We start from the raw sequence: 23,303 nt of genomic DNA, 5'->3' as shown, positions 1-23,303 counted from the left end.
CGCGCGTGAGCAAACCCGCCGCCCGCAGCAAACCGGCCGCCCGCGCGCCGCGGCGCATCGCGCCCAAGCCGCCCGCGCTGCACGGCGAAGTGGTGTATCCCGACCCGGCCGTCGTGGACAGCGCGTACATTAAGGACCCGTACACGCTCTACCGCCAGGCAGACAAAGACTATGTCGGTTTCTGGGCCGACCGCGCGAAGGAACTGGAGTGGTTTAGCCCCTGGGAGAAAGTGCTCGACGATTCCGAGAAACCGTTCTACAAATGGTTTACGGGCGGGCGCTTCAATATCGTGCACAATGCGCTTGATCGCCACATGCAGACCTGGCGCCGCAACAAGGCGGCCTTCATCTGGGAAGGCGAGCCCGGCGAGCAGCGCGTGCTGACCTACCACGACGTGTACCGCGAGGTCAACAAGTTCGCCAACGTGCTGAAAGGCCTCGGCGTCGAGAAGGGCGACCGCGTGACGATCTACATGGGCCGCGTGCCGGAGATCGCTATCGCCATGCTGGCGTGCGCGAAGATCGGTGCGGTGCACTCGGTCGTCTATGGCGGCTTCTCGGTGGACGCGCTGGCCGGCCGCATCGTCGACTCGGAGTCGAAGGTCACCATCACACAGGATGGCGCGCGGCTGAACGGCAAGATCGTCGAGTTGAAGAATATTACCGACGCGGCGCTGGAGCGTTCCGGCGTCGTCAAGCATGTGGTCGTCGTGCGCCGCACCGGCGAGCCGGTCAACATGAAGGAAGGCCGCGACCTCTGGTATCACGACCTGATGAAGGACGCCAGCGACAAGTGCGAGACCGCGCAGCTCGATGCCGAGGACATGCTGTACATGCTCTACACCTCGGGCACGACCGGCAAGCCGAAGGCCATCGTGCACACGCACGGCGGCTACGCAGTCGCCATCGCAGCCACGCTCAAGTACGTCTTCGACTTGCGCGACGACGATCGCTGGTGGTGCGCCGCCGACCCCGGCTGGGTGACCGGCCATTCGTACATCGTGTACGCGCCGCTGATCCTCGGCGCGACGAGCATCATGTATGAGGGCGCGCCGACCTACCCGAAGCCGGATCGCTGGTGGGACATCATCGAGCGACACCGCGTCTCCGTGATCTACTGCGCGCCGACGGCGATTCGCGGCTTCATGCGCTTCGGCGAGGAGTGGCCGGCCCGGCACGACATGTCGTCGCTGCGCCTGCTCGGCACCGTGGGCGAACCGATCAACCCGGAGGCGTGGCGCTGGTACCACAAAAACATCGGCGGCGGGCGCTGCCCAATCATGGACACCTGGTGGCAGACCGAGACCGGCTCTTTCCAGATCACGCCGGTGCCGTCGCTGCCGCTGAAGCCGGGCTCCGGCACGCTCCCGTTCTTCGGCCAGCAGGCCGAAATCCTGACCGAAGAGGGCCAGCCGACCAAGCCGAACGAGGAAGGCTTCCTCGTGCTCAAGCGGCCGTGGCCGTCGATGCTGCGCACGCTGTACCGCGACCCCGACCGCTATGTGCACCAGTACTGGAGCAAGTACCCCGGCGTCTACACGACCGGCGACTCGGCGCGCATGGACGAGGACGGCTACTTCTGGATCATCGGCCGCGTCGATGATGTGATCAAGGTCAGCGGCTACCGGCTCGGCACCGCCGAGGTCGAGAGCGCGCTCGTCAGCCATCCGGCCGTGGCCGAGGCGGCCGCCATCGGCCTGCCGCACGAGATCAAAGGCAACGCGATCCATACGTATGTGATCCTGCGCAGCGGCTTTAGCGGCTCGCCGGAACTGGCGGAAGAGCTGCGCCAGCACGTCGGCAAGGAACTGGGCCCGATCGCGCGGCCCGAGAAGGTCGAGTTCGTGCCGAGCCTGCCCAAGACGCGCTCCGGCAAGATCATGCGCCGCGTGTTGAAGGCGCGCGCGCAGGGCCTGCCCGAAGGCGACCTGACGACACTGGAAGAGTAAGCCCATCCACCGCGGCGGACGCCAGCCGCGCTTTCACCAATTCCGACAAGGAGTCACAGCATGAAATACGTACGCTACAAGGCTAACGGCAAGACCTCGTACGGCATCCTGCAGGACGGCAAGATTCTCGAACTGCAGGGCAGCATCTTCGGCAAGCACAAGAAGACCGGCAAGCGCGTCGCGCTGTCGCGCGCCGAGTTGCTCGCGCCGGTCAAGCCCGGCAAGATCATCGCCATCGGCCTGAACTACAAGAGCCACATCGGCAACCGGCCCGCACCCGCCAAGCCGGAGATGTTCATCAAGACGCCGACCTCGATCCAGAATCCGGGCGGCCCGATCGTGCTGCCGAAGGCGAGCAGCCAGGTGAAGATCGAGCCGGAAGGCGAGCTGGTGCTGATCATCGGCAAGAAGGGCAAGCACATCAAGGCCGAGGACGCCAAGAACTACATCTTCGGCTACACCTGCGGCAACGACGTGAGCGAGCGCGACTGGCAGCGCGGCGACCTGCAGTGGGCGCGCGCGAAGTCGTCGGACACGTTCAGCCCGTTCGGCCCGTGCATCGAGACCGAATTCGATTTCATGAACGCGCAACTCGTGACGCGCGTCAACGGCGTCGTCAAGCAGGACCAGACGACCTCCGACCTGCTATTCAACCCGCACCAGATCGTCGAGGAAGTCAGCAAGGTTATGACGCTCGACGTGGGCGACGTGATCTACACCGGCACGCCGGGCACGCCGGAAGCGTTCCACCCGGGCGACGTCTGCGAAGTCGAGATCAGCGGCATCGGCACGCTGTCGAACCCGATCGTCGCGGAAGAATAAGCGCCCTCCTGGCGTGCAGGTAACCGCGTGCAGAGACGCGCGGCGCGGGTGGCCGTATGACCCGCGCTGGCGCGTCTCTCTTGTTGCGCGGGCTTCGGGTGTTCGCCACGCCTGCGTACCCTGCTAGTCGAAGAGTACTTGCAAGTTGGGGATGGCGCTGCGAAAAGCTCGGCGCCTGCGCGTCGGGTGCGCCGGAAAAATGCCGCCGATGGCCGTTCTGGCGGAGCGCCCCAACCGTCATTGCGAGGAGCGACGTTTGCGACGAAGCAATCTCATTGCCACGCCTGCCGAGATTGCTTCGTCGGCACACAACGCCTGCTCGCGATGACCTTTTATGGAACTTCGGCTATGACGTGCGGGTGGGCTCCAACCGTGTGTCAGTTTGCCCTGCGCGGGCCTTCGTACGCTGCGCGAGCACTTTGCTATAATCAACTCTGCTACTTCAAACTCACCCGAACGAGGTCTCATGTTCGACATTCGCGATTACATCGTCAAGTTTGACCACACCGCCATCGGCGTGGCTAATATCGGGGATGCCCTCCCGCTGTACCGCGACCTGCTGGGCGGCAAGCAGGTCGGCAGCGGTATTGCGTTGGAAAAGGGTTTTCAGGCTTTACAACTGGAATACCCGAACGGCAGCAAGATCGAGCTGATCGCGCCGCTCGGCGACGACTCGTTCATGCACAAGTTCCTGCGCGAACGCGGCTCCGGCGTGCATCACCTGACGTTCATCGTCAAGAACCTGGTGCAGTGCGTCGCGCACCTGCGCGGCCTGGGCTATCGCGTCGTGGGCGAAGATTACAGCAACCCCGGCTGGCGCGAGGCGTTCATCTCGCCGGTCAGCGCGCACGGCACGATCGTTCAGCTTGCGGAGTCGGATCGCTACCCATGAGCAGCCGCATTCTCGAATCGGTCGAGCAACTGCTCAGCCGCGACGTGCTCTCGGCGGTGACCGGCCAGCCGGTCGAGTCGGTCGAGGTCGCGCCGCTCGCCGCGCCGCACTTCTCGGGCAACACCCTGGAGTCGGTGCGCGCCATTACGTCCGAGCGTGCCATCCACTTCGTGCTCAAACGCTTCTCGTTCGAGCGCGACTGGGTCATGCGCCTGACGCAGGACTACGAGGTGCGCGAGGTGCAGTTGTTCCGCGGCAACGTCTACACCCGTGTGCCTGACCTGGCGATTGTGCCGGTCGTCGCCGCCGCGCGCGACGGCAAATCGTGGGCCAGCCTGATGGTGGACGTGAGCGACTCGCTGGTGCCGACCGGGCCCGATCCGCTGCCGGCCGCCGACGTGAAGCGCTTCCTCGACCACCTGGCGGCGATTCATGCGCGCTTCATGGAAGACGAGTCGCTGCTCAAGCCGGCGCTCGGCCTGTCGTCGCTGCGCGATTTCATCATGATCCTCTCGCCCGCCTACGTGCGCCGTGAGATCGACGCCGGGCGCAGCCATCCGGTGCTCGAATCGGCTGCGCGCGGCTGGGAGGTATTTGCCGATGTGGCGAAACCCGAGGCGGCGCGCATCATCAAGCGCCTGCAGAGCGACCTGCGGCCGCTGCTGCGCGTGATCGCCCGCGCGCCGCGCACGCTCGTGCACGGCGACTTCAAGTTCTCCAACCTGGGACGCTGGGTGCCGCCCCCGGCGCCGTCGCCCGCGGCGGACGGCCTGCCGGCCTGGACGCCGGAGCCGCGCACCATCGTGCTCGACTGGCAGGATGCGACGTTCGGCTCGCCCCTGCTCGACCTCGGTTACTTCATCGGCATCAACGCGGCGCGCACGCCGTTCGGCCCGGAAGAGGTCTTGCAGGCGTACAAGGACTCGCTGGCGACGTTTGCCTACCCGTATCAGCCGGCCGCGTGGGCGCGCGATTCGGAAGTTGGACTGTTGGCGGGCGGCGCGATGCGCATCGCCTGGAAGGTCGCGCTGGAAACGCAGAGCGACGATGCGGCCGTGCGCGCGCAGGCGGAAGGCGCGCTGGCGTGGTGGTCGGATCAAATCATCCGGGCGGGTCACTGGATCGGCTCGTGAGCGTGACAGGAGGCTTGCGATGAATGTGCTGGACACGGTGCCGGTCGTTTCGACGATCCGGCGCAACCATGGGGCGGAACACGCGACAATCCATGTGCTGGCGTCGCGCGGGCGCCCGCTGGCCATCGCGGGTCATGCAACGCTGGAGGGCTTCAACCTGCTGGGCGAGGTGGCGACGGAAGATGTCGAGACGGCCGCTAACGAGGCGCTGGCCCGGCTGCGGGCCGGCGAAAGCCAGTTGGTCATTCACCCCAACTGCGGCACGAACTTCGCGACGGCCGGCACGGTGGTCGGCGCGGTGGCGTGGCTGGCCAGCATGGGGCGCGGTACGATCAGCAAGCTGCCGCGCGTCATCATCGCCTCGACGATGGCGCTGATCATCGCCATGCCGCTCGGTTTGCTGGTACAGCAGCATGTCACGACCTCGCCGCTGATCGGCGACGCGCGCGTGCTCGGCGTGACCCGCGAGCGGCGCGGCAGCCTGACCGTGCATCATGTGCGGATCGGCTAGCACCGCGCCATGACCAACGAACTGGCCGTCACGCTCAGGCCGGACCGCGACAAGTCGGTGCGCCAGCGGCATCCCTGGGTCTTCAGCGGCGCGGCCGCCAGCGTGACCGGCAACCCGCAGGCGGGCGACACGGTGACCGTGCGCGCCGCCAACGGCGACTTCCTGGCGCGCGCCGCCTTCAGCCCGAAGTCGCAGATCGTCGCGCGTGTCTGGACGTGGGACGAAGCGGAGGCGGTCGACGCGGCGTTTTTCGCGCGGCAGATCGAGCGCGCGATCGCCGCGCGCGCCGCGCTGTCGCGCGTGACCGATGCCGTGCGCTGGGTGAACGCCGAGAGCGACGGACTGCCCGGCCTGATCATTGACCGCTACGGCGCGTTTGCCGTCTGCCAGTTCCTGAGCGCCGGGCCGGATCACTGGAAAGCGGCGATCGTGGAAGCCGTCGCGGCGCAGCCTGGCATTCGCGGCGTATACGAGCGCTCCGATGTGGACGTGCGCGGCAAAGAGGGGCTGAAGGCGGCGACCGGTGTGCTGGCCGGCGACGCGCCGCCGGAGACGATCGAGATCGGCGAATCGCTGCCGGACGCCAACGGCGTCATGCAGCCGCGCCGCTACGGCGTGGATATCGTCCACGGCCATAAGACCGGCTTCTACCTCGACCAGCGCGACAACCGCCGCATCGTCGCCGAGTTGGCGAACGGCTGCGACGTGCTGAACGCGTTCGCATACACCGGCGCGTTCACGATCGCGGCGCTCGGCGCGGGTGCGCGCAGCGTGGTCAGCCTGGACTCGGCGGGGCCGATGCTGGCGCTGGCGGCGCGCAATCTGGCGCTGAACGGCCTGACCGCCGATGGCCTGCGCGAGGGCGACGTGTTCAAGGTGCTGCGCGAGTTCCGCGACAGCGGGCAGACGTTTGACCTGATCATCCTTGACCCGCCGAAGTTCGCGCAGACGCAGATACAGATAAACAAGGCGACGCGCGCGTACAAGGACATCAACTGGCTGGCGTTCCGACTGCTGCGGCCGGGCGGTCATCTTGTCACCTTCTCCTGCTCCGGCATCGTCTCGGCCGACCTATTCCAGAAGGTCGTATTTGGCGCGGCGCTCGACGCCAGGCGCGACGCGCAGGTGATTCGCTGGCTCACGCAGGCCAGCGACCATCCGATGCGCCTGACCTTTCCGGAAGGGTTCTACCTGAAGGGGCTTGTCTGCCGGGTATAAAGCTCATCCGCGAATAACGCGAATCTTCGCCAATCTTTTGTCCACGAAATGACACGAAGAAACACGAAATGAATCAGGCCGCTTATTCGCGCAGATTCGTGTTATTCGCGGAGAAAAGATAATAGCACAATCACCATGACCAACTGCTTTATCTTCCACGGTAACGAAGAGTTCCTGCAATCCGAGGCGCTTAAGGCGCTGCGCGGTAAGCTGGGCGACCCCGGCGTGGCCAGCATGAACACGACGGAGCTTGATGGCCGCAAGCTGGCACTGCCCGACCTGATCGCTGCCGCCGAAGCGATGCCGTTCCTGGGCGACCGACGGCTGGTGCTGGTCGAAGGGTTGCTGGGGCGGCTGGAAGGGCGCGGCGGCAAGGTGCCGAAGGCCGACCAACAGTTCGCCGCCGACCTTATCGCATATCTGCGGCGCGTCTCGCCTTCAACCTGGTTGGTGCTCGACGAGGATCATGCCGTGCTTGACACACACCCGGTGATGCAGTTTGCGCGCGTACACGCCGACATGATCGAGGTGCAGTTCTTTGGCCGCCTGGGCGAGATCGATCTGCGCAAGTGGCTGAGCGCACGCGCGAAGCACCACGGCGGCAGCCTGGCATCGGACGCGCTCGAAAAACTGGCGACCGCCGGCGACGCCGACCTGCGGCTGCTCGACCAGGAGATTGCCAAGCTCGTGACGTTTGCCAACGGCCGTCCCGTCGCGGGCGGCGACGTGGAGCGACTGGTGCACGCGGCGCGCAACGTCGATGTGTTTGCGATGGTGGACGCGCTCGGCCAGCGCGACGGCCGCCGCGCGATCGCGCAGTTTCACGCGCTTGTGGAGGATGGCGAGCCGCCGGCGCGCCTGCTGTTCATGATCACGCGCCAGTTCCGCATGATCATGCAGGCGAAGGACCTGGAGGAGCGCAAAGTCAACCCGGCCGACCGGATGCGTTCGCTTGGCGCGGCGAGTTTCATCGTAAATAAGGTGACGAGGCAGGCGCAGCAATTCACCCGGCCGCAGCTCGATTTGATCTACCGCCGTCTGCTTGAGGTGGACCAGGGCATCAAGACCGGGCAGGCCGAACCGCTGCTGGCGGCCGACATGCTAATCGCGGAGATCACGGCGCGCAGCGGGCCGCGGGCCAGCACGAAGAAATAAACGCGAACCAAAAGACAACACCAAGACACAAAGGCACAATAAATCAGATTTCTTGGTGCCTTTGTGTCTTGGTGTTTCTATGCCGGTATTACGACTTTACGGCTAGCGCCCGCCTCGCCCAAACGGCCAGTTGCTCGCTATCTTCCAGCACGTCGGCAGGCACCTCAAAATGGTGCTTCAAGTAGATGTGTGGTTTGGGGTGGAAAAAATCCATCCCGCGTTCCCGGTAGGCGACCTCGCTCTGCGCGTCGGTCTTGAAGTATAGCCGGCCCTCATAGATCACGCCGAAGAACGCCTCACCGCGATAGAGACCATGCCCACCGAACATGCTCCGCGCAACCACGCCCTGCACCTCGCGCAGTTGATCGACCACAAAGTCGCGGAATGGATCGGGCTTCGGGCCTTTGGCCGGCTTGCGCGGCGCTGCGACCTTCTTCGGCGAACGGGTCTTCCGGTCCGTCGCGGGCTTTTTCGCCGCCGGTTTGACACGCCGCGCGCCGCCGGGTGTTTTGGCTGTGCTCATGCGCCTACCCGCCGCTCAACGCGCCGATGATATGCACCGTGTCCGCCGCGCCCACCGGCGCGCGCAAATTGTCGTCGGCGAGCAGGGTGCTGTTGACGAACATCTTGATATGCTCGCGCACATGGTCCTGCTCGTCCACCACGCGGAAGCGCAGCCCCGGATACTGGCGGTCGAGGTCGCGCAGCACCTCATCCAGCGTGCCGCCATGCGCCTCCACCTCGGCCTGCCCGCCGGTGTAGCCGCGCAGGTGTGTCGAGAGGCGTACTTTCATCGCGGCAACTCCGCGACTTCGACGGCGTACACCTCCGGCAGGTGCTGGACAATGCTCGTCCAGGTGTCGCCCTCGTCGTCGCTGGCGTAGATCTCGCCGTTGGTGGTGCCGAAGTAGACACCGACCGGGTCGTGCCGGTCGGTCGTCAATGCCTGCCGCTTGACGGTCCACCAGGCCTGGCTGCGCGGCAGGCCGCGATCCTGCCGTTTCCAGGACTTTCCGCCGTTGCGCGAGATGAACGCCCCCGGGCGCCCGGCCACATTCGTGCGCGGCCAGACGAGCGTGCCGTCCATCGGGAAGACCCAGAGCGTGTCGGGGTCGAACGGGTGCAACGCCATGCCGAAGCCGATGTCGCCCACTTCTTTTGGCAGGTTCTCGCCGATGCGCGTCCACACTCCCTCGGCGCGATCCATGCGGTACGTGCCGCAGTGGTTCTGCTGGTAGAGCCGGTCGGGCAGCAGTGGGTGCATCTGCAAGTTGTGCGGGTCCTGCCCGAACTCCGGGAACGGATCCGGGTAGAAGTCGGCGCGCGAGCCGTTGTTGAGCGGATGCCACGTATGGCCGCGATCCATCGACTCGAAGACGCCGCCGACCGAGACACCGAAGATAATATGATTTGGGTTGCGCGGGTCGACACGGATCGAATGGACGGTCGCACCGCCCGGAGGTGCGTCCTTGAGAGATCCGACCCACTGACGCCTCAGCGGATTGTCATTGAAGCCGGCCACGCCGTCCCACGTTTCGCCGTTATCCAGGGAACGAAACAGCCCCGGCGGCGAGGAGCCTGCGTACCAGACGCCTTTCTCCAGGTCATGACCAGGCGAGAGCCAGAACACATGCTGAACCGTCTCGCCGTCCTGGCCCTCCGGCGCTTTGGGGAACATCGGCGGCCGGGTCGCTTCCTTCCACGTCGCGCCGCCATCAGTGGAACGGAACACGGTCGGGCCCAGGTGCCCGGTGCGTGCCGCCATCAGCAACGTCTGCCCGTCGCGCGGATCAAGTAGCATGTGGTAAACGATGTTGCCGAGCATGATCGGTCCTTCGACCTTCCACTTCGCCCGCGCCTTGTCGCCGCGCACGATGAACGCGCCCTTGCGCGTGCTGACCAGCAGGGTCACCGGCTCGGTCGAATGGCGATACATGGCGCCGACACCGGTCATGGTGCCCCGCGCCGCTTCCGTGGTTCTTGGCACGTCATTCCTCCGTAAATTCAAGAGACCCGGTTGGCCCGGGTCCCCCTGTAATCCGATCTAGAACAGCGACTGTGAGAACTGAATCTGGTTGCCCTCGGGGTCATAGAACGAGCCCAGCTTGACCATGCCGGGAATCTCCATGAGCTCGTCCACCTTGACGCCGCGGCTCTTCAGCCAGGCATGCGTTGCCGCCGCGTCGTCCACCGACAGCACCGCCGTGCCGCCGCCATTCGTGCCGGTGTCGCCCTGAGCGCGCGTGATGGCCAGGTGCGTCGAGCCGTGCACGCCGTACTCGACCCAGCCCATCTCGTCCGACGCCAGGAAGACCGGCCAGCCGAGGGTCTCGCCGTAGAATTTCTTGGCGCCCTCGAAGTCACGAACCGCATAGAACACGACATACACTTCTTTGAATTGGCTCATAAACTCCCCCTCCCGTTGGGGGACCAACGTTTAGCTGCCAGCGGACGTTTACCAGATTTTACCATGCAAGAGAAAAATCCAAATGTGGTGACGTACGGTTACACAATCGTTTCCTCGTCATCCAGATCGGCTTCACCGACAATCTTGAAGTCGCGCGTGCTGCGCGGCATGCCCATCGCGGCCGAAGGCATATAGGCCGACGCGGGTGAGGGCAGGGGCGTTGGCGCGGCCAGGTACGACTGCGGCTGGATCACCATGATGCGCGGCTGCTCCTCGCGCGGGGCGTACTCGTGCCGCGCGGGCGGCGCCTCGACCGGCATGCGCGTGCGCAGCATCAGCCAGAGCACGACCGCCGTCATCGGCACACTGGCGACGACGCCGATAACCGAGCCGACGATCACGGCCATCGCCTGTTCGGACAGCCGCTGCGACACCAGCAGGGCGAGCGTGACACCGAATGCGGCTGACCCGATCAGAACACCCCGCTTCACCCGCCGCCTCCGGCGCGATCGAGGATGCGGCTGGCCGCGCGCCGCCCCGCGCCATGGCCGGCTTCCAGGCGCGGCATCGATAGCGCGCGCTCGTCATTCATTCGCGGGGCGCTGATGCCGAAGGCGATGGCGACCGCGCGCAGCGCATCGCCGTAGCCCGAACGGTAGCTCTGTGACGTTGGCGATTCGCCCACCAGCGACACCAGTTGGGCGTGTGTGTCCTGGCTCGTCTCGCTCAACGCCAGCAGGGTGTTGCGGATATCGTCCTTGAACCACACGTCGAGACTCATGGCTCTGCTCCTCAATTCATGCGCGCGGGGCTGACGATCATGCGCCCGGCAGGCTGGTGGACTGACTGGACGATCTCTTTGATCTCGTCGCGCGAGGCGTAGGCGCTCTGGAAGCGAATGACGTGTCCTTCGGCAATCACCAGAAACTCGCCGTGACCGCCCAGTTTCTCGGCGCCGGTGCCGCCGATGCCGGCCGCCACTCGTGCATCTTCGGGGCTGGCAACCTTGCCGACCAGACGCGTCGGGAAGTTGCTTTTCACGACGCTGCTCATCGCTTTGCTGCTCGGCTTCTGCGTGGCGGCGATGACGTGAATGCCGGCCTGCCGACCGCGCTGCACCAGCCGCACCAGCGGTTGCTCGATCGCCTTGCCGCCGGATTGCAGCAGGTCGGCCAGTTCGTCGATGGCGACCACCACGCGCGGCCGCGAGACGTTCTCGGCGTCGCGCCGTTCCATGTGCATGACGAGCCGCTCCAGCACCTGTGCCGCGTCACCCGGATCGCGCACGACCGGGTAGAGCAGGTGCGGCAGGTCGGCCAACTGCTCGAAACCGCGTCCTTTGGGGTCGATCAGCACGACGCGCAGGTCCGAGGTGCGGTTGAAGCGCGCCAACGACAGCAGCATGCTGCGCACCAGCGCCGTCTTGCCGGAGCCGGTGGTGCCCGAGACCAGCACATGCGCGATCGAGGCGCTCGACAAGCGCAGCAGCAGCGGCTGGCCGTCCGTGCTCAGGCCGAGCACGCTGACCGCCGACGGCAGGCTGCCCAGCCGCCGGCACAGCTTCGTCAGTGACACCGGCTCGCCGTCGTCGCGCGGCATCTCGATCTGCACCGCGCCGCCGTCGCGCTGGATGCGCACCGACGCGGCGCCCAGCGCCAGCGCGATCTCCTCGGCCAGGCTCTGCAACTTGTTGAGCCGTACGTTCGGCGCCAGGTTCAGGTTGAAGCGCACCACGCGCGGCGTCACGATGCCGCCCGAGACCATCGCCGGCAGCTTGTGCTGGGCGAGGACCATCTCGATGCGGTCGGCGTGAAGGTTGAGTCGGGTCGTTCGATTGGGCATAGAACACCTGTGCTAAGAAGAGCATATACCCGATTGGGATACGCTGTCAAGCACTTTGGGAAAAGATTGGGAAAAGAAAAACGCCGCATCCATCGAAGTGATGGATGCGGCGTGGGCAGATCAGTTGGTGCGGGATCAGGCGGCCATCTGTCGGATGACGGCGACCACCTTGCCCTGGACTTCGATGTTGGCGGCGCTGACGTAGATCGGCTTCATGCGCGGGTTGGCCGGCTGCAGGCGCACGCGGCCGCGCTCGCGGTAGATGCGCTTCAACGTGGTTTCGTTGCGGTCTTTCAGCCGCACGCCGACCATGTCGCCGTTGTGCACGTCGCTCGGCTTCTTCATGACGACGATGTCGCCGTCGTTGACGAGCGCGTCAATCATCGAGTCGCCCTTGACGCGCAGCGCGAACAGCCCTTCCTGCGGGCGCACGATGTCGCGCGTCAACTCGACCATGTCCTGCGGGATGTCCGCGAACGAGTCGTCCGGCACGGGCATCGGCTTGCTGGCGACGATCGTGCCGACCATCGGCACACGGAAGCGCTCGGACGGCTCGCTGCGCGCCGCCGAGGGGCCGGCCAGCCGAATGCCGCGCGAGATGGTCGGGTTGCGCTCCAGGTGTCCCTCGCGCTCCAGTTTGAGCAAGTTGTAGTTGACGACTGAGGTCGAACTGATGCCGATGTTCTGGCCGATCTCGCGAATGCTCGGCGGGTAGCCGTGCGCTTGGCCGAAGTCGCGGATGAAATTCAAGATGTTTTCCTGCTTGGCGGTCAGTGCCATCGGGCCCTCCTGGGGCATGCGCCTGTTTGTTCCGAATGTATGTTCTGACCATCATTATATGCGAACACCCGTTCGGTGTCAAGCGCCATTTTCCCCGCCAGCGATTCTCATTTTGGCTTTGGACGGGCACTTTCTAATGCTGTGTGCTGTGCGCCGGCCCTCAAGCGCTTGTTACACAAGCTGGCTCGACGAGAAAGCGGCGTTGCCCTCCCCGCTAGCTTTTCCCCTGCTCCCCCGCGCACGCGGGGGAGCAGGGGCCAGGGGATGAGAGGGGGCAACTTTATGGCCAGACTCCAAAATGAGAATTGCTGTTTCCCGCCTCGCGAGTGCCGCCATCGTCGCGGATGGCGTCCCGGAGTCTCAGAATCTTTGAGGTGCGGCCGATACGGGTAATCGGCGTGGTTATGTCCTTGCGCGATAGGGGCTGGCATCGCTATAATGGCAGTCATGGAAACCGGAACTGACGATCGGCGCAACCGATGAGCATCGCGCAGAGCTTTGTCACCTGTCTGTGCATGAGCGGCATGATCGGCGCGATGGCACTGATGATGCTGGTGATGGGAATTTTCCGGCGCGGCGCCGAGGGGCTCGACGACGCAGCCGCGAACATGCTGAAGGCCGGCGGGCTGATCATCCTGGCCTTGCTGGTCGCGTTGTGGGTGTGGGCATGGCCTCGCATCCCGCCCGGCACGTTGGAGAAACTGCTGCGATGAAGCTCTATCTCATGCGCCACGGCATCGCCGACTGGCCCGACTGGGATCGACCGGACGACGAGCGCCCACTGAACACGAAGGGTCGCCGGCAAATGGAGGCGGTCGCGGCGGCGTTGGTTGCGCGCGGCATCCAACCCGGCGCGGTGCTGACCAGTCCGCTGCCGCGCGCGCAGCAGACCGCCGAGATCGTCGCGTCCGCGTTCGGCCTGACGGCCAGCGTGGAGCCGGCGCTGGCCCCTGGCTTTGACGCCACGCAGTTGCCGCAATTGCTGGAACGGCACACAGGCGCTGACCTGATGATTGTGGGCCACGAGCCCGACCTCAGCGAAGCGGTCGCCGCGCTGACCGGCGGCGTGGTCGCGATGAAGAAAGCGGCGGTCGCCTGCGTGGGCCTGACGTCGGACCGCCCGCCGCGCGGAGCACTGCTCTGGCTCGCCCCGCCGAAGGTGCTGCTTTAGACTCAATTCTGCAAAGAGGCAGACCCTCGGATGGATTTCAGATTGAGGTAGAAGGGTATCTGGGGCACAACAAGACGTCACTCGCGCGGAAGCGGGAGTGCAGGGACAGCACCGCTGGATGCCCGCTTTCGCGGGCATGACGAGCTATGTTTCTCAGCAATTCTCATTTTGGAGTCGGCTGCCAATATGCCCCCTCAGCCCCTGCCCCTGCTCCCCCGCGCGCGCGGGGGAGCAGGGGAAAAGCTAACGGGGAGGGCAGCGCCACTTTTTCGGCGGGCCAGCTTGCGTGACAAGCGCCGCGGGGGAGCAGGGGAAAAGCTAACGGGGAGGGCAGCGCCACTTTTTCGGCGGGCCAGCTTGCGTGACAAGCGCCTGAGAGCCAGCGCATCGCAAGCGGCATTGGAAAGTACCCGTACAAAGCCAAATTGAGAATTGCTGTATGTTTCTCTCACGCTTTGACACGCGCAAGTCGCGGTGCTATGCTGGGGCTGTGTTAGCCTCACCGGTGCTGCACGGCGCGTCCGGCCTTTGGGATGAAGCGATCCTGGTCATCGAGGGGATCGTCGTGGTCGCGCTCGTCATCGCATACATTCGCGGACGCAAGCGGCCCAAGCAACCGCCCGCCGAGCCGCCGGCGGACACGCCGGGCGAAATCGTCTGAGATGCAACCACCAGCCTTTCGAGGCTGGTGGTTTGGTTTCAAGCGGCCGGCAGATCGACAAACTCGCCCTGCCGCGCCAGGCGCACGCGCGGCGCGCCGGCCGCCGTGAGCGCGGCGGCCAGCGCCTTCTGCGCCTCCGGCTCGCCGTGCACCAGGAACAGGTCGCGCACCTTGGGCAGGTTCATCGCCGACGCCCAATCCATCAACTCGCTGTGGTCGGCATGCGCCGAGAAGCCGGTCAGGGTCACGACCTCCGCTCGCAAGTTGAACTCCTCGCCGAAGATGCGCACGACCGGCTGCTTGTCCATGATGCGGCGGCCGAGCGTGTTCTCCGCCATATAGCCGACGACCAGCACAGTGTTGCGCGGATCGCCGATCGTGTGCGCCAGGTGGTGCTGGACGCGTCCGGCTTCGGCCATGCCGCTGGCGGCGATGATGATCAGCGGCCCGGCCATCGCATTCAGCGCCTTGGAGTCGTCCACGTTGCGCGTGTAGATCAGTTGATCGAACGTGAACGCGTTGTGGTCGGCATCGTGCCGCATGAAGCCGAGCAGTTCGTCGTTGAAGCAGTCGGCGTGCGTGCGGAACGCCTCGGTGACGTTGATCGCCAGCGGGCTGTCGACGTAGATTGGCAGCGGCGGAATGCAGCCGCTCGTGTGCAGGCGATTCAACGCGTATACCAGTTCCTGCGTGCGGCCAACGGCGAACGCGGGGATAATCAGCTTGCCGCCCCGCCCGGCCGTGCGTTGAACGACCTGGCACAACTCGTCGTCGGTCAGCTCGATCGGGCCGTGCTCGCGGCCGCCGTAGGTGCTCTCCATCACCAGCACGTCGGCGCTGTCGAGTCGCTCGGGCGGCCGCAGAATGCGCGAGACCGGGCGGCCGAGGTCGCCGCTGAAGACGAAGCGCGTCTCGCGGCCGGCTTCGCGCGCGCGGATGTCGCAGATGGCCGAGCCGAGGATGTGGCCGGCGTCGCGCAGCGTCAACGCGACGCCGGACGCGATGTCAAAGGTGTAATCGTAGCCGACGCCGACAAAATGACGCAGGCTGCGCATGGCCTCATTGATCGAGTACAGCGGCTCGACCAGCGGCTGGCCCTCCGTGGCGCGGCGGCGGTTGACGTATGCCGTGTCGCTCTCCTGAATCTTCGCCGAGTCGAGCAGGATCGCGCGCGCCACGTCGGCGGTCGCCTGCGTGCAGTAGATCGGCCCGCGATAGCCGCCGTTGATCAGCACCGGAATGACGCCGACATGATCGAGATGCGCGTGCGAGAGCACCACCGCATCGATGTCGCGCGCGTTGAACGGCAGGTTCCGGTTGCGGTCGAACGACTCCTGGCGCTTGCCCTGGAACAGGCCGCAGTCGAAGAGAATGCGCTTGCCGTTGACCTGCAGGACGTGCATCGAGCCGGTCACGGTGCCGGCCGCGCCATAGGCGACGAATTTCATTTTTCAGTCCTTGGAGCGAAGTGCGGGCGGAACGCCGTCTCCATGTGCGAATTACGCGCATGATAGCGCCGTCGATCTCAAGAGCGCTTGTTCCTTTGCGTTCTTGGCGCACTTTGCGGTTGGTTTGGGACTACGGGCCGAACAGCGCGGCATCATAGACGCCGCCGGCGTTCCAGAATGTCCAGCCGGCCGCGCCGGCTTCATTGGCGGCCTGTTTCTGCAGGAGATACTCGCGCAGCGAGTAGGTCGGGTTGCGGCCAGGGTAGGCTTGCAGCCACGGGCGCACCGGCGTCGAGACGCGATCCATGGCGTTCTTCACGCTGCGATAGATCACCTCGTACGGGTGCGCCGGCGGGTTGGCGTACCCCAGATTGTCCGCCGAGAACGTCGACGGGTAGATCATCGGCTGGATGTAGTCCACGCGCGGGGCGATGTCCTCGATGTGCTGGCCGATGCCCATGTCTTCCTTCGTCCAGACCGTCATGCCAAATATGTCGGCGGATATGAAGATCGGATACGGCTTGAGCGCGCGGTTCACCTCGTTGAGGAACGCACGCAGCGTGGCGGCGCGCGTCTCGGGCGTGTTCGGCTGGCTGAAGGCGATGTCGCTGACGTTGCCGTCCGACGGGAAGCGGATATAGTCGAACTGCACCTCGTCGAAGCCGAGCTTCGCGATCTCGGCGGCGATATTGATATTGTACGTCCACACCTCGCGCAGATACGGGTTCACCCAGGCCAGGCTCTCGCCATCTTTCCAGATCTTGCCGCCGCGCGTCTTGACCGCCAGATCGGGCCGCTTCTGTGCCAGCGGGTCGTCCTTGAACGTGACGAGCCGCGCGATGACGTAGATGTTGCGCGCGTGCGCCTGGCGCAGCAACTCGCGTACGTCCATGTGGACGTCCGGCGAGGCGAGCGCCTTGAGTTGCGCGCCCTCGGGATTGAACGCCAGTTTGCCGCGATCGCTCTTGACATCGACGACGATCGCATTCAGCTCGGTGCGGTCCACCAGATCGAAGATGCCGCGTATCTTGCTCTCGTTGGCCAGCAGCCCGAACGGCACATAGACGCCGCGCGCCGCGAACGGCGTCATGGCGATTTCGGCGGTCGGGGCCGGCGGCACGGCCATGTCGTTGATCGCGTATCCGGCCGCCTTGATCTTGAGACGCGCGCCTGGCTTGACCTCCGCGAGGCCAAACTTGCCGTCGTCGTTGGTGCTGATCGCCGCCACGCCGTCTACGAATACCATGGCACCGGCGATCGGTTTGCCGCTGCGCGCGCTCTTGACGACGCCGCGGAACGCCGCCGGCTTCAGCGCCAGCTCGACGACCGCCTGCCCGCTATAGGCGGTCTCGGCGCCGGCGTAGTCTTCGAACGTGGCGGCGATGCGCGCGCCCGGCGCCGGTTCGCGCAGGCTAACGCGCCCCTGCGCGTCGGCGGTATACTTGACGCCGCCGACCATGATCGTGGCGGGCAGCGGTTTGTTCTGGTCGGCGCTGCTGACGGCGACGACGATCATGCGCGCCGTGAGCGTGAAGTCGAGTACGGCGCTGCCCGGCCACACGATCTCCTGCGGGTAGTAGCCGGTGGCCTCGGCTTTGATCTTTGCGCCCGGCTCGATGCGCTCCAGGCGGAAGCGCCCGTCATCGGCGCTCTGCGCCGTCGCATCGTCCGCGCTCAACAGCGCCGCAGCAACCGGTTTCTGCGTCGCGCTGTCGCGCACGACGCCCGCGACGGCATACGGCCGCAGCACCACATCGAGCGCAAACTCATTGAGCGCCGGGTCGGTGGCCGCGAAGATGCCCGTGGTCGTCTGGTACCCGCGCGCCTGCACGGAGACGGTCAGCGCGCCGCTGTTGACGCCGATGCGATAGCGGCCGTCGTCGGCGGTCTTGATCTCGCGCGGCGCGTCGGTCGCCGACGCCACCCGGACAACCGCGCCGGGCACCGGCAGCCGCGTGCGCTCCTCGGAGACGAGTCCCGCCAACTGGTTGGCGTAGCGCCCGCCCTGCGTCCACGTCAGCGCCGCACCCAGCACAAGCAGCGCCAGCAGGGCGCCGCCGGCGATGGGCGCGTTTTTCATGGTGAACAGACGGAGCATTGCATGTGGCACGAGGAAAATTATAGCACAGCCACGCCTGAACCTGTGGATGCTGTGCATAAGCCGGTGCGGGCTGTGTATAACTACGCACCGTGATCGGCGCATATTCACAGGGGCGCGCGCACGCCCTGCACACGCTGTTGAAAACCTGTCAACAGCTGTGGAGAGGCTTGTGGAGAGCAATCTTAAAATGCGGTACTCGGCCGCACAAATTTAAGATTACCCTCTTGTCATGTCGTGCTGACAATGCTATCATCGCGGGTACTGGAACACGTTGAACGGGCAGCCGCATCGCCGGCGAACGTGATGGCCAGCCAGAGACCCGCACCGATGCATGCAACGCGCAGCGAACCTCAACCGCAGCAGATCTGGCGCGCCGTCCTCGGCGAGCTGCAGATGCAGATGCCGCGCGCTACATTCGAGACGTGGGTCAAGAATACGACGGTCGTCTCGTATGAGGACGGCGCGTTTGTGATCGGCGTGCCGAACACGTACGCCGTGGAGTGGCTGGAAAACCGGCTGATGGGCACGATCAAGCGCTCGGCGGCGAACGTCATGCGCCGGTCGGTCGATTTGCGTTTCATCGTCAAGCCGTCTATCATCATGGGCACCGAGCCGCCTATGCCTTTGTCCAACCAGCCCGGCCTGCCCTCCATCAGCGACGAGGAACTGCCCGTCGTGCAGTTGCCGACGACGGTGCTGAACCCCAAGCTGATGTTCAGCGCGTTCATCGTCGGCGCCAGCAATCGCCTGGCGCATGCCGCCGCGCAGGCCGTCGCCAACAATCCCGCGTTCGCCTACAACCCGCTGGTGATCTATGGCGGCGTCGGCCTCGGCAAGACGCACCTGCTGCACGCCATCGGGCATGTTGCGCAGTCCAAGAACATGCGCGTGATGTACGTCTCGTCCGAGAAGTTCACCAACGACCTCGTCAACTCAATCCGCACCCAGAAGACCGAGGAGTTCCGGCGCACCTACCGCAGCATCGACGTGCTGCTGGTGGACGACATCCAGTTCATCGCCGGCAAGGAAGGCACGCAGGAAGAGTTTTTCCACACCTTCAACAGCCTGCAGGCCGCCAACAAGCAGATCGTGATGACCAGCGACCGTCCGCCGAAGGCGATCCAGTTGCTGGAGGAGCGCTTGCGCTCGCGGTTCGAAGGCGGCATGATCGCCGACATCCAGCCGCCCGACCTGGAAACGCGCATCGCCATCATGCGTTCGAAGGCCGAGAGCCTCTCCATTCAGGTGCCGGAAGAGGTGCTGACGCATATCGCCCAGCGCGTCCAGAGCAATATCCGCGAATTGGAAGGCGCGCTGACACGCGTGGTCGGGCGGGCCGAACTGCTCAACCAGCCGCTGACGATGGAACTGGCGGTATCGGCGCTGGAAGACGTGCTGATGTACAAAGGCGCGCACAGCGTGGATGATGTGATCGCCGTTGTCGCCCGCTTCTACCATCTCGAGATCGAGCAGTTGCGCGGGCGCGACCGCAGCAAGGAAGTGGCCTATGCGCGGCAGATCGCCATGTATCTGGCGCGCGAGGAGACCGAATCGTCCCTGCCGCAGATCGGCACCGCGCTGGGCGGCCGCGACCATACGACGGTCATGTACGGCTACGACAAAATCGCCCAGCAGATTGAGCGCGATGAGCAACTGCGGCGCGAAGTGCTCACCGTCAAGGGCATGCTATACAATAATCGGGCCGAGCGCGTATAAAAAGCCCTAGAAATAGTAAAGCAAACGAGAGTCGATATCGGCTCTCATTTTTGTTTACACAATACATTGAATGTGGAGTCAACTAGCTGTTTATTGTGGATAAGCCTGCCTATTCTGTGGATAACCGTCCCCAATTGGGGATAACTCTTGTCAGCGCAAAGTAGACTCATACAATGGGTTGTGTCGATTCGGACGGCAACCACTAGAAGTGCTACCGAATATGCCACAATTTGAGGGCGTAGGAGTGGTTGCGGCTGGAAATGAGATCGCAACGCCCGGCTAAATTTCGCCCAAAACGACGTAGGCGATGTTCGTGGCGTGAGAGTTGATCCGCTTCAGGTCGTTCAGCGCATCGAGATGGATCGATGACGTTTCGATGCTTTCGGGCAGGCCGGCGTGCAGGCGGGCAATATGCGCCTGACGCAACTCGCGCTCGACCTGGTTGATGCGCGACTTGTGCCGCAGCACCTTCTGCGCCAGGTCGTTGTTCTGCGCCGTAAAGGCAGCCACGGAGAGCGTCAGGTTCTCGTTGACCTTGTCGAACAGGTCTTTAATCTCCCGCTGGCCGTCCTGCGAAAACGTCAGCTTGTTCTCCGCTTTCTTCTGCGCCAGCAGCATCAGGCTCTTGCTGATGATGTCCCCGATATGCTCCAAGTCGCTGGTCATGTAAATCAGCCCAACTTCCTGGCGCGACAATTCCGGCGAGAGGTTATGCTCCACGAGGCGCGTCAGGAAGTTCTTGATCGCCACCTCCAGCGCATCCACCTGATCGTCGCGGCGAATGATGTCGTCGATCAACTCGTCGTCATTCTCGAAAAGCGCCCGGGGCGAGTCGAGCAGCATGCCGTGCACGGTGTCGGCCATGCGCAGCGCCTCGCGGGTGGCCTGGCCGATCGCCAGCGCCGGCGTGTCGAGCACGCGCTCGTCGAGATAGCGCGGCGCAAACACCTCGTCCTGGGTGCGCGAATCCGGCACAATCTGCCGAATCAGCCACGCGAAGGGCCGGGAGAGCGGGTATACAATGAGCGTAATGCCGACGTTGAACAGCGTGTGCATGTTGGCGATCTGGCGCGGCAGGTCGGGCGCCGTGGCGCGCACAAACGGGATCAGCCAGCCCATCAGCGGGAAGAAGACCACCACGCCGACGACCTTGAACAGCGCGTGCGCGACGGCGACGCGCTGCGCTTCGCGCGGCGCGCCGATCGAGGAGAACAGCGCGGTCGCGCTGGTGCCGACGTTGGCGCCGAACACGATCGGCAGGGCCAACTCCAGCGGCACCAATCCCTGCGACGCAAAGGTGATCGCCAGCCCGATGGTGCCGGCGCTCGAATGGATGATGACCGTGAGCAGGCCCGCCAGGAAGATCACCCAGACCGGGTTGTTGGCCAGCCCCATGGCGATGTCTCGAACGGCCGGCAGGTCCTTGAGCGGCGCCGTCGCGTCGCTGATCAATTTGATGCCGAGGAAGATAAACCCGAAACCGAGGAAGACCTGCCCGAGGTAGTTGTACGGTTTGCGGCGGGTCGCCAGCATCAGTGGTACGCCCAGCGAAACCAGCACGAGCGCATACTGCGTGATATTGAAGGCCAGCAACTGCACGGTGACGGTCGCGCCGATATCGGCGCCGAGGATCACGCCGATGGTCTGCTCCAGCCCCATGAAGCCCGCGCTCACGAAGCCGACGAGCATGACGGTGGTGGCCGACGACGATTGCAGGAACGCCGTGACTACCGCCCCGACGATCACCCCCAGCCACTGCCGGCTTGTCAGCGTGCTGAGCAGGTGGCGCAGGCGCGTGCCGGCGGCCTGCTGCAGGCCGTCGCCGGCCAGCCGCATACCGTAGAGCAGAACGGAGGTTCCGCCAATAACGCCGAAGGTGATCTGGTTGATGTCCATGCGCGCCGTGCTGCCCTCACCAAACGTGCGCGCTCGGACACGGGCCGCACGCGATTGGCAGTATAATGGCTTTGCATTGTATCTGTATTCGTGCGAAGATGCAAGAGTCCATGGAACAATCTCCGCTGACCCGTCGCGCGTTTCTTAAATCCGGCGCCGCCGCCATCGCGGCCATGACACTGGCGGCTATGTTGCCGGCGCCGTCCGGTGCCGCCACGCTCGTCGACCCGTACCGCGGCGTGGTGCCGATGGCGTTCCCGATCCGGCGCGGGCTGTACTGGATCTTCAACAACTGGCACGTCTCGCGCGTTGGCGCGATCCTGCCGTACAATCACCGGTTGCGCGCGTGGCTGCGCGCGCACGACGGCATCGACATCTTCGCGCCGCGCGGCAGCACGCTCTACGCCTGCACGAGCGGCACGGTGGTGTCGTACGCGCGCCCGTACAATGTGTATGGCAACACAGTCTGGATCCGGGATGCGTCCGGTTACCTGTTCTTCTACTGTCACCTCGATCGCGTGTACGTCTCTCCGGGGCAGCGCGTGAACACCAGCACGGTGGTCGGCACGCTCGGCAAGACCGGCAACGCCGCCGGCACGCCGGCGCACCTGCACTTCGAGTTGCACTATCCGGCGGGCAACACCTATGCGTGCGCCCGCTGCTCGCCGGGCAAGGCCGCGAGCGCCATCAACCCGTATGCCAGCCTGCGCGCGGCCACGCCGCGCCGGTAAGGATCATTCCGAACCCTCATGAAACAAAGCTACCGCAGGTGTCTTGCGGCGCTGGCCGCCGCATGTTTCGTATGCATCACGAATGTCGCCGTGCTTCCGGCGTCGCCAGCCTCCGCGCAAACATCGGCGCGCACGTACACCGTTTTCCTTGACCCGGGGCATGGCAGTGGCGACGGCGGCGCGACATCGTACCTGGCCGACGGCACGCAGGTGCGCGAGGCCAGCGTGTCGCTCTCGATTGCGCTCAAGACCACCGAACTGCTGCGCGCGGGCGGCCTGCGCGTCGTGCTGTCGCGCGAGCAGGAGTACCGTTCCGGGCACGGCGACGACTCCAATGCCGATGGCCGCACAAACTATCGCGACGACCTGCTGGACGTCGTGGACATGGCCAACGACAGCAAGGCCGATCTGTTTATCTCCATGCACCACAACGGCTCGGTCAACGCCGACGCATCGGGCGTCGAGGTCTACTACTGCTCGGATCGCGCGTTCGCCGCGCAGAGCGCCAAACTGGCCGACCTAGTGCAGGCCAATCTGATGCAGGGCCTGCGCGACATCGGCTACGAAGCGCAGGCTCGCGGCGTGAAAGACGACGCGTGGCTGTATAGCTATCGCAGTGTCCGCGGGCACCTGTACGTGCTGGGGCCGGAGCAGCGGCGCGGCCACCCGCGCGCCACGGCCATGCCGGGCGTGCTGGGCGAGGCGTTGTTCGTGTCGAACCCGGCCGAGGCGCAGCTCCTCGCCTCGGAGGGCGGGCAGTGGGCGATCGCGCGCGGCTACGCCAACGCCGTCGTCACGTACTTCGCGGGGCTGTAGGACGACGCACTCCCCCGACGCATAACGCGACCGGGTACCGCACACGGGAGAGGG

General features: G+C 65.1%; 24 protein-coding genes. 13 read left to right on the top strand and 11 right to left on the bottom strand.

The window, feature by feature from the left end:
- Positions 1–56: 56 nt before the first annotated feature.
- From acs to holA, 7 genes are all read left to right on the top strand, one after another.
- The gene (acs, locus tag HZB53_05530) at positions 57–1,949 is read left to right on the top strand and encodes an acetate--CoA ligase (GenBank protein MBI5877094.1); all 1,893 of its coding nucleotides are present in this window, start codon (positions 57–59) and stop codon (positions 1,947–1,949) included.
- A 60-nt stretch (positions 1,950–2,009) separates the two neighbouring features.
- On the top strand, positions 2,010–2,771 hold the full coding sequence (locus HZB53_05525; GenBank protein ID MBI5877093.1) for a fumarylacetoacetate hydrolase family protein: 762 nt from the start codon (positions 2,010–2,012) through the stop codon (positions 2,769–2,771).
- A gap of 466 nt (positions 2,772–3,237) precedes the next feature.
- Entirely contained in the window at positions 3,238–3,663 is a 426-nt protein-coding gene (locus tag HZB53_05520; protein ID MBI5877092.1) for a VOC family protein, read from the top strand.
- Positions 3,660–4,796 (top strand): phosphotransferase, encoded by a 1,137-nt coding sequence (locus tag HZB53_05515; protein MBI5877091.1) that lies wholly within the window; start codon positions 3,660–3,662, stop codon positions 4,794–4,796. Before HZB53_05520 ends, HZB53_05515 begins: the two co-directional genes overlap by 4 nt.
- Positions 4,797–4,815: 19 nt before the next feature.
- Entirely contained in the window at positions 4,816–5,307 is a 492-nt protein-coding gene (locus tag HZB53_05510; protein ID MBI5877090.1) for a hypothetical protein, read from the top strand.
- Positions 5,308–5,316: 9 nt separating this feature from the next.
- The gene (locus HZB53_05505) at positions 5,317–6,525 is read left to right on the top strand and encodes a class I SAM-dependent methyltransferase (GenBank protein MBI5877089.1); all 1,209 of its coding nucleotides are present in this window, start codon (positions 5,317–5,319) and stop codon (positions 6,523–6,525) included.
- 135 nt (positions 6,526–6,660) lie between these two features.
- Positions 6,661–7,680, top strand: coding sequence for a DNA polymerase III subunit delta (gene holA, locus HZB53_05500; protein MBI5877088.1), 1,020 nt, complete (start codon positions 6,661–6,663; stop codon positions 7,678–7,680).
- 88 nt (positions 7,681–7,768) lie between these two features.
- Here the strand turns inward: holA and HZB53_05495 are convergent, their stop codons facing one another.
- The 8 genes from HZB53_05495 to lexA form a co-directional block, all read right to left on the bottom strand.
- Positions 7,769–8,203 carry a TfoX/Sxy family protein gene (locus tag HZB53_05495; protein MBI5877087.1) on the bottom strand — a complete coding sequence of 145 codons (435 nt, stop codon included), beginning with the start codon at positions 8,201–8,203 and terminating at the stop codon, positions 7,769–7,771.
- Positions 8,204–8,207: 4 nt separating this feature from the next.
- Positions 8,208–8,474 (bottom strand): MoaD/ThiS family protein, encoded by a 267-nt coding sequence (locus HZB53_05490; protein ID MBI5877086.1) that lies wholly within the window; start codon positions 8,472–8,474, stop codon positions 8,208–8,210.
- Positions 8,471–9,616, bottom strand: coding sequence for a glycosyl hydrolase (locus HZB53_05485; GenBank protein ID MBI5877085.1), 1,146 nt, complete (start codon positions 9,614–9,616; stop codon positions 8,471–8,473). Before HZB53_05485 ends, HZB53_05490 begins: the two co-directional genes overlap by 4 nt.
- Positions 9,617–9,724: 108 nt before the next feature.
- A complete protein-coding gene (locus tag HZB53_05480) occupies positions 9,725–10,087 on the bottom strand; it encodes a VOC family protein (protein MBI5877084.1) in 363 nt (120 codons plus the stop codon).
- Positions 10,088–10,185: 98 nt separating this feature from the next.
- On the bottom strand, positions 10,186–10,578 hold the full coding sequence (locus tag HZB53_05475) for a hypothetical protein (protein MBI5877083.1): 393 nt from the start codon (positions 10,576–10,578) through the stop codon (positions 10,186–10,188).
- Positions 10,575–10,868 (bottom strand): hypothetical protein, encoded by a 294-nt coding sequence (locus HZB53_05470; GenBank protein MBI5877082.1) that lies wholly within the window; start codon positions 10,866–10,868, stop codon positions 10,575–10,577. The genes HZB53_05475 and HZB53_05470 overlap by 4 nt, the downstream gene beginning before the upstream one ends.
- An 11-nt stretch (positions 10,869–10,879) precedes the next feature.
- Positions 10,880–11,929, bottom strand: a complete 1,050-nt coding sequence (locus HZB53_05465) for a DNA translocase FtsK (GenBank protein ID MBI5877081.1) — start codon at positions 11,927–11,929, stop codon at positions 10,880–10,882.
- Positions 11,930–12,064: 135 nt separating this feature from the next.
- Entirely contained in the window at positions 12,065–12,709 is a 645-nt protein-coding gene (gene lexA / locus HZB53_05460; protein MBI5877080.1) for a transcriptional repressor LexA, read from the bottom strand.
- 479 nt (positions 12,710–13,188) lie between these two features.
- Between lexA and HZB53_05455 the strand changes: the two genes are divergently transcribed.
- From HZB53_05455 to HZB53_05445, 3 genes are all read left to right on the top strand, one after another.
- Positions 13,189–13,422: a hypothetical protein gene (locus HZB53_05455; protein MBI5877079.1), complete on the top strand. Its 234-nt coding sequence runs from the start codon at positions 13,189–13,191 to the stop codon at positions 13,420–13,422.
- A complete protein-coding gene (gene sixA, locus HZB53_05450) occupies positions 13,419–13,880 on the top strand; it encodes a phosphohistidine phosphatase SixA (protein ID MBI5877078.1) in 462 nt (153 codons plus the stop codon). Before HZB53_05455 ends, sixA begins: the two co-directional genes overlap by 4 nt.
- A gap of 439 nt (positions 13,881–14,319) precedes the next feature.
- Positions 14,320–14,541: a hypothetical protein gene (locus HZB53_05445; GenBank protein ID MBI5877077.1), complete on the top strand. Its 222-nt coding sequence runs from the start codon at positions 14,320–14,322 to the stop codon at positions 14,539–14,541.
- A gap of 38 nt (positions 14,542–14,579) precedes the next feature.
- Here the strand turns inward: HZB53_05445 and HZB53_05440 are convergent, their stop codons facing one another.
- Positions 14,580–15,989, bottom strand: a complete 1,410-nt coding sequence (locus tag HZB53_05440; protein MBI5877076.1) for an MBL fold metallo-hydrolase — start codon at positions 15,987–15,989, stop codon at positions 14,580–14,582.
- A gap of 130 nt (positions 15,990–16,119) precedes the next feature.
- Positions 16,120–18,069 (bottom strand): carboxypeptidase regulatory-like domain-containing protein, encoded by a 1,950-nt coding sequence (locus HZB53_05435; GenBank protein MBI5877075.1) that lies wholly within the window; start codon positions 18,067–18,069, stop codon positions 16,120–16,122.
- Between the two features lie 348 nt (positions 18,070–18,417).
- On the opposite strand from HZB53_05435, the gene dnaA reads away from it, so the two are divergent.
- Complete coding sequence (gene dnaA / locus HZB53_05430) at positions 18,418–19,806, top strand: chromosomal replication initiator protein DnaA (GenBank protein ID MBI5877074.1); 1,389 nt, start codon at positions 18,418–18,420, stop codon at positions 19,804–19,806.
- A gap of 279 nt (positions 19,807–20,085) precedes the next feature.
- Here the strand turns inward: dnaA and HZB53_05425 are convergent, their stop codons facing one another.
- Positions 20,086–21,702: a Na/Pi cotransporter family protein gene (locus HZB53_05425; protein MBI5877073.1), complete on the bottom strand. Its 1,617-nt coding sequence runs from the start codon at positions 21,700–21,702 to the stop codon at positions 20,086–20,088.
- A 110-nt stretch (positions 21,703–21,812) separates the two neighbouring features.
- Between HZB53_05425 and HZB53_05420 the strand changes: the two genes are divergently transcribed.
- Both HZB53_05420 and HZB53_05415 read left to right on the top strand, forming a co-directional pair.
- Positions 21,813–22,433 (top strand): M23 family metallopeptidase, encoded by a 621-nt coding sequence (locus tag HZB53_05420; protein ID MBI5877072.1) that lies wholly within the window; start codon positions 21,813–21,815, stop codon positions 22,431–22,433.
- Between the two features lie 18 nt (positions 22,434–22,451).
- A complete protein-coding gene (locus HZB53_05415; protein MBI5877071.1) occupies positions 22,452–23,249 on the top strand; it encodes an N-acetylmuramoyl-L-alanine amidase in 798 nt (265 codons plus the stop codon).
- Positions 23,250–23,303: the final 54 nt, after the last annotated feature.

It is taken from the genome of Chloroflexota bacterium, from assembly GCA_016235055.1.
Lineage (GTDB): Bacteria > Chloroflexota > Anaerolineae > JACRMK01 > JACRMK01 > JACRMK01.
The sequence above is the reverse complement of the archived record's forward strand: the minus strand, read 5'-3'. Positions and strand labels throughout refer to the sequence as shown.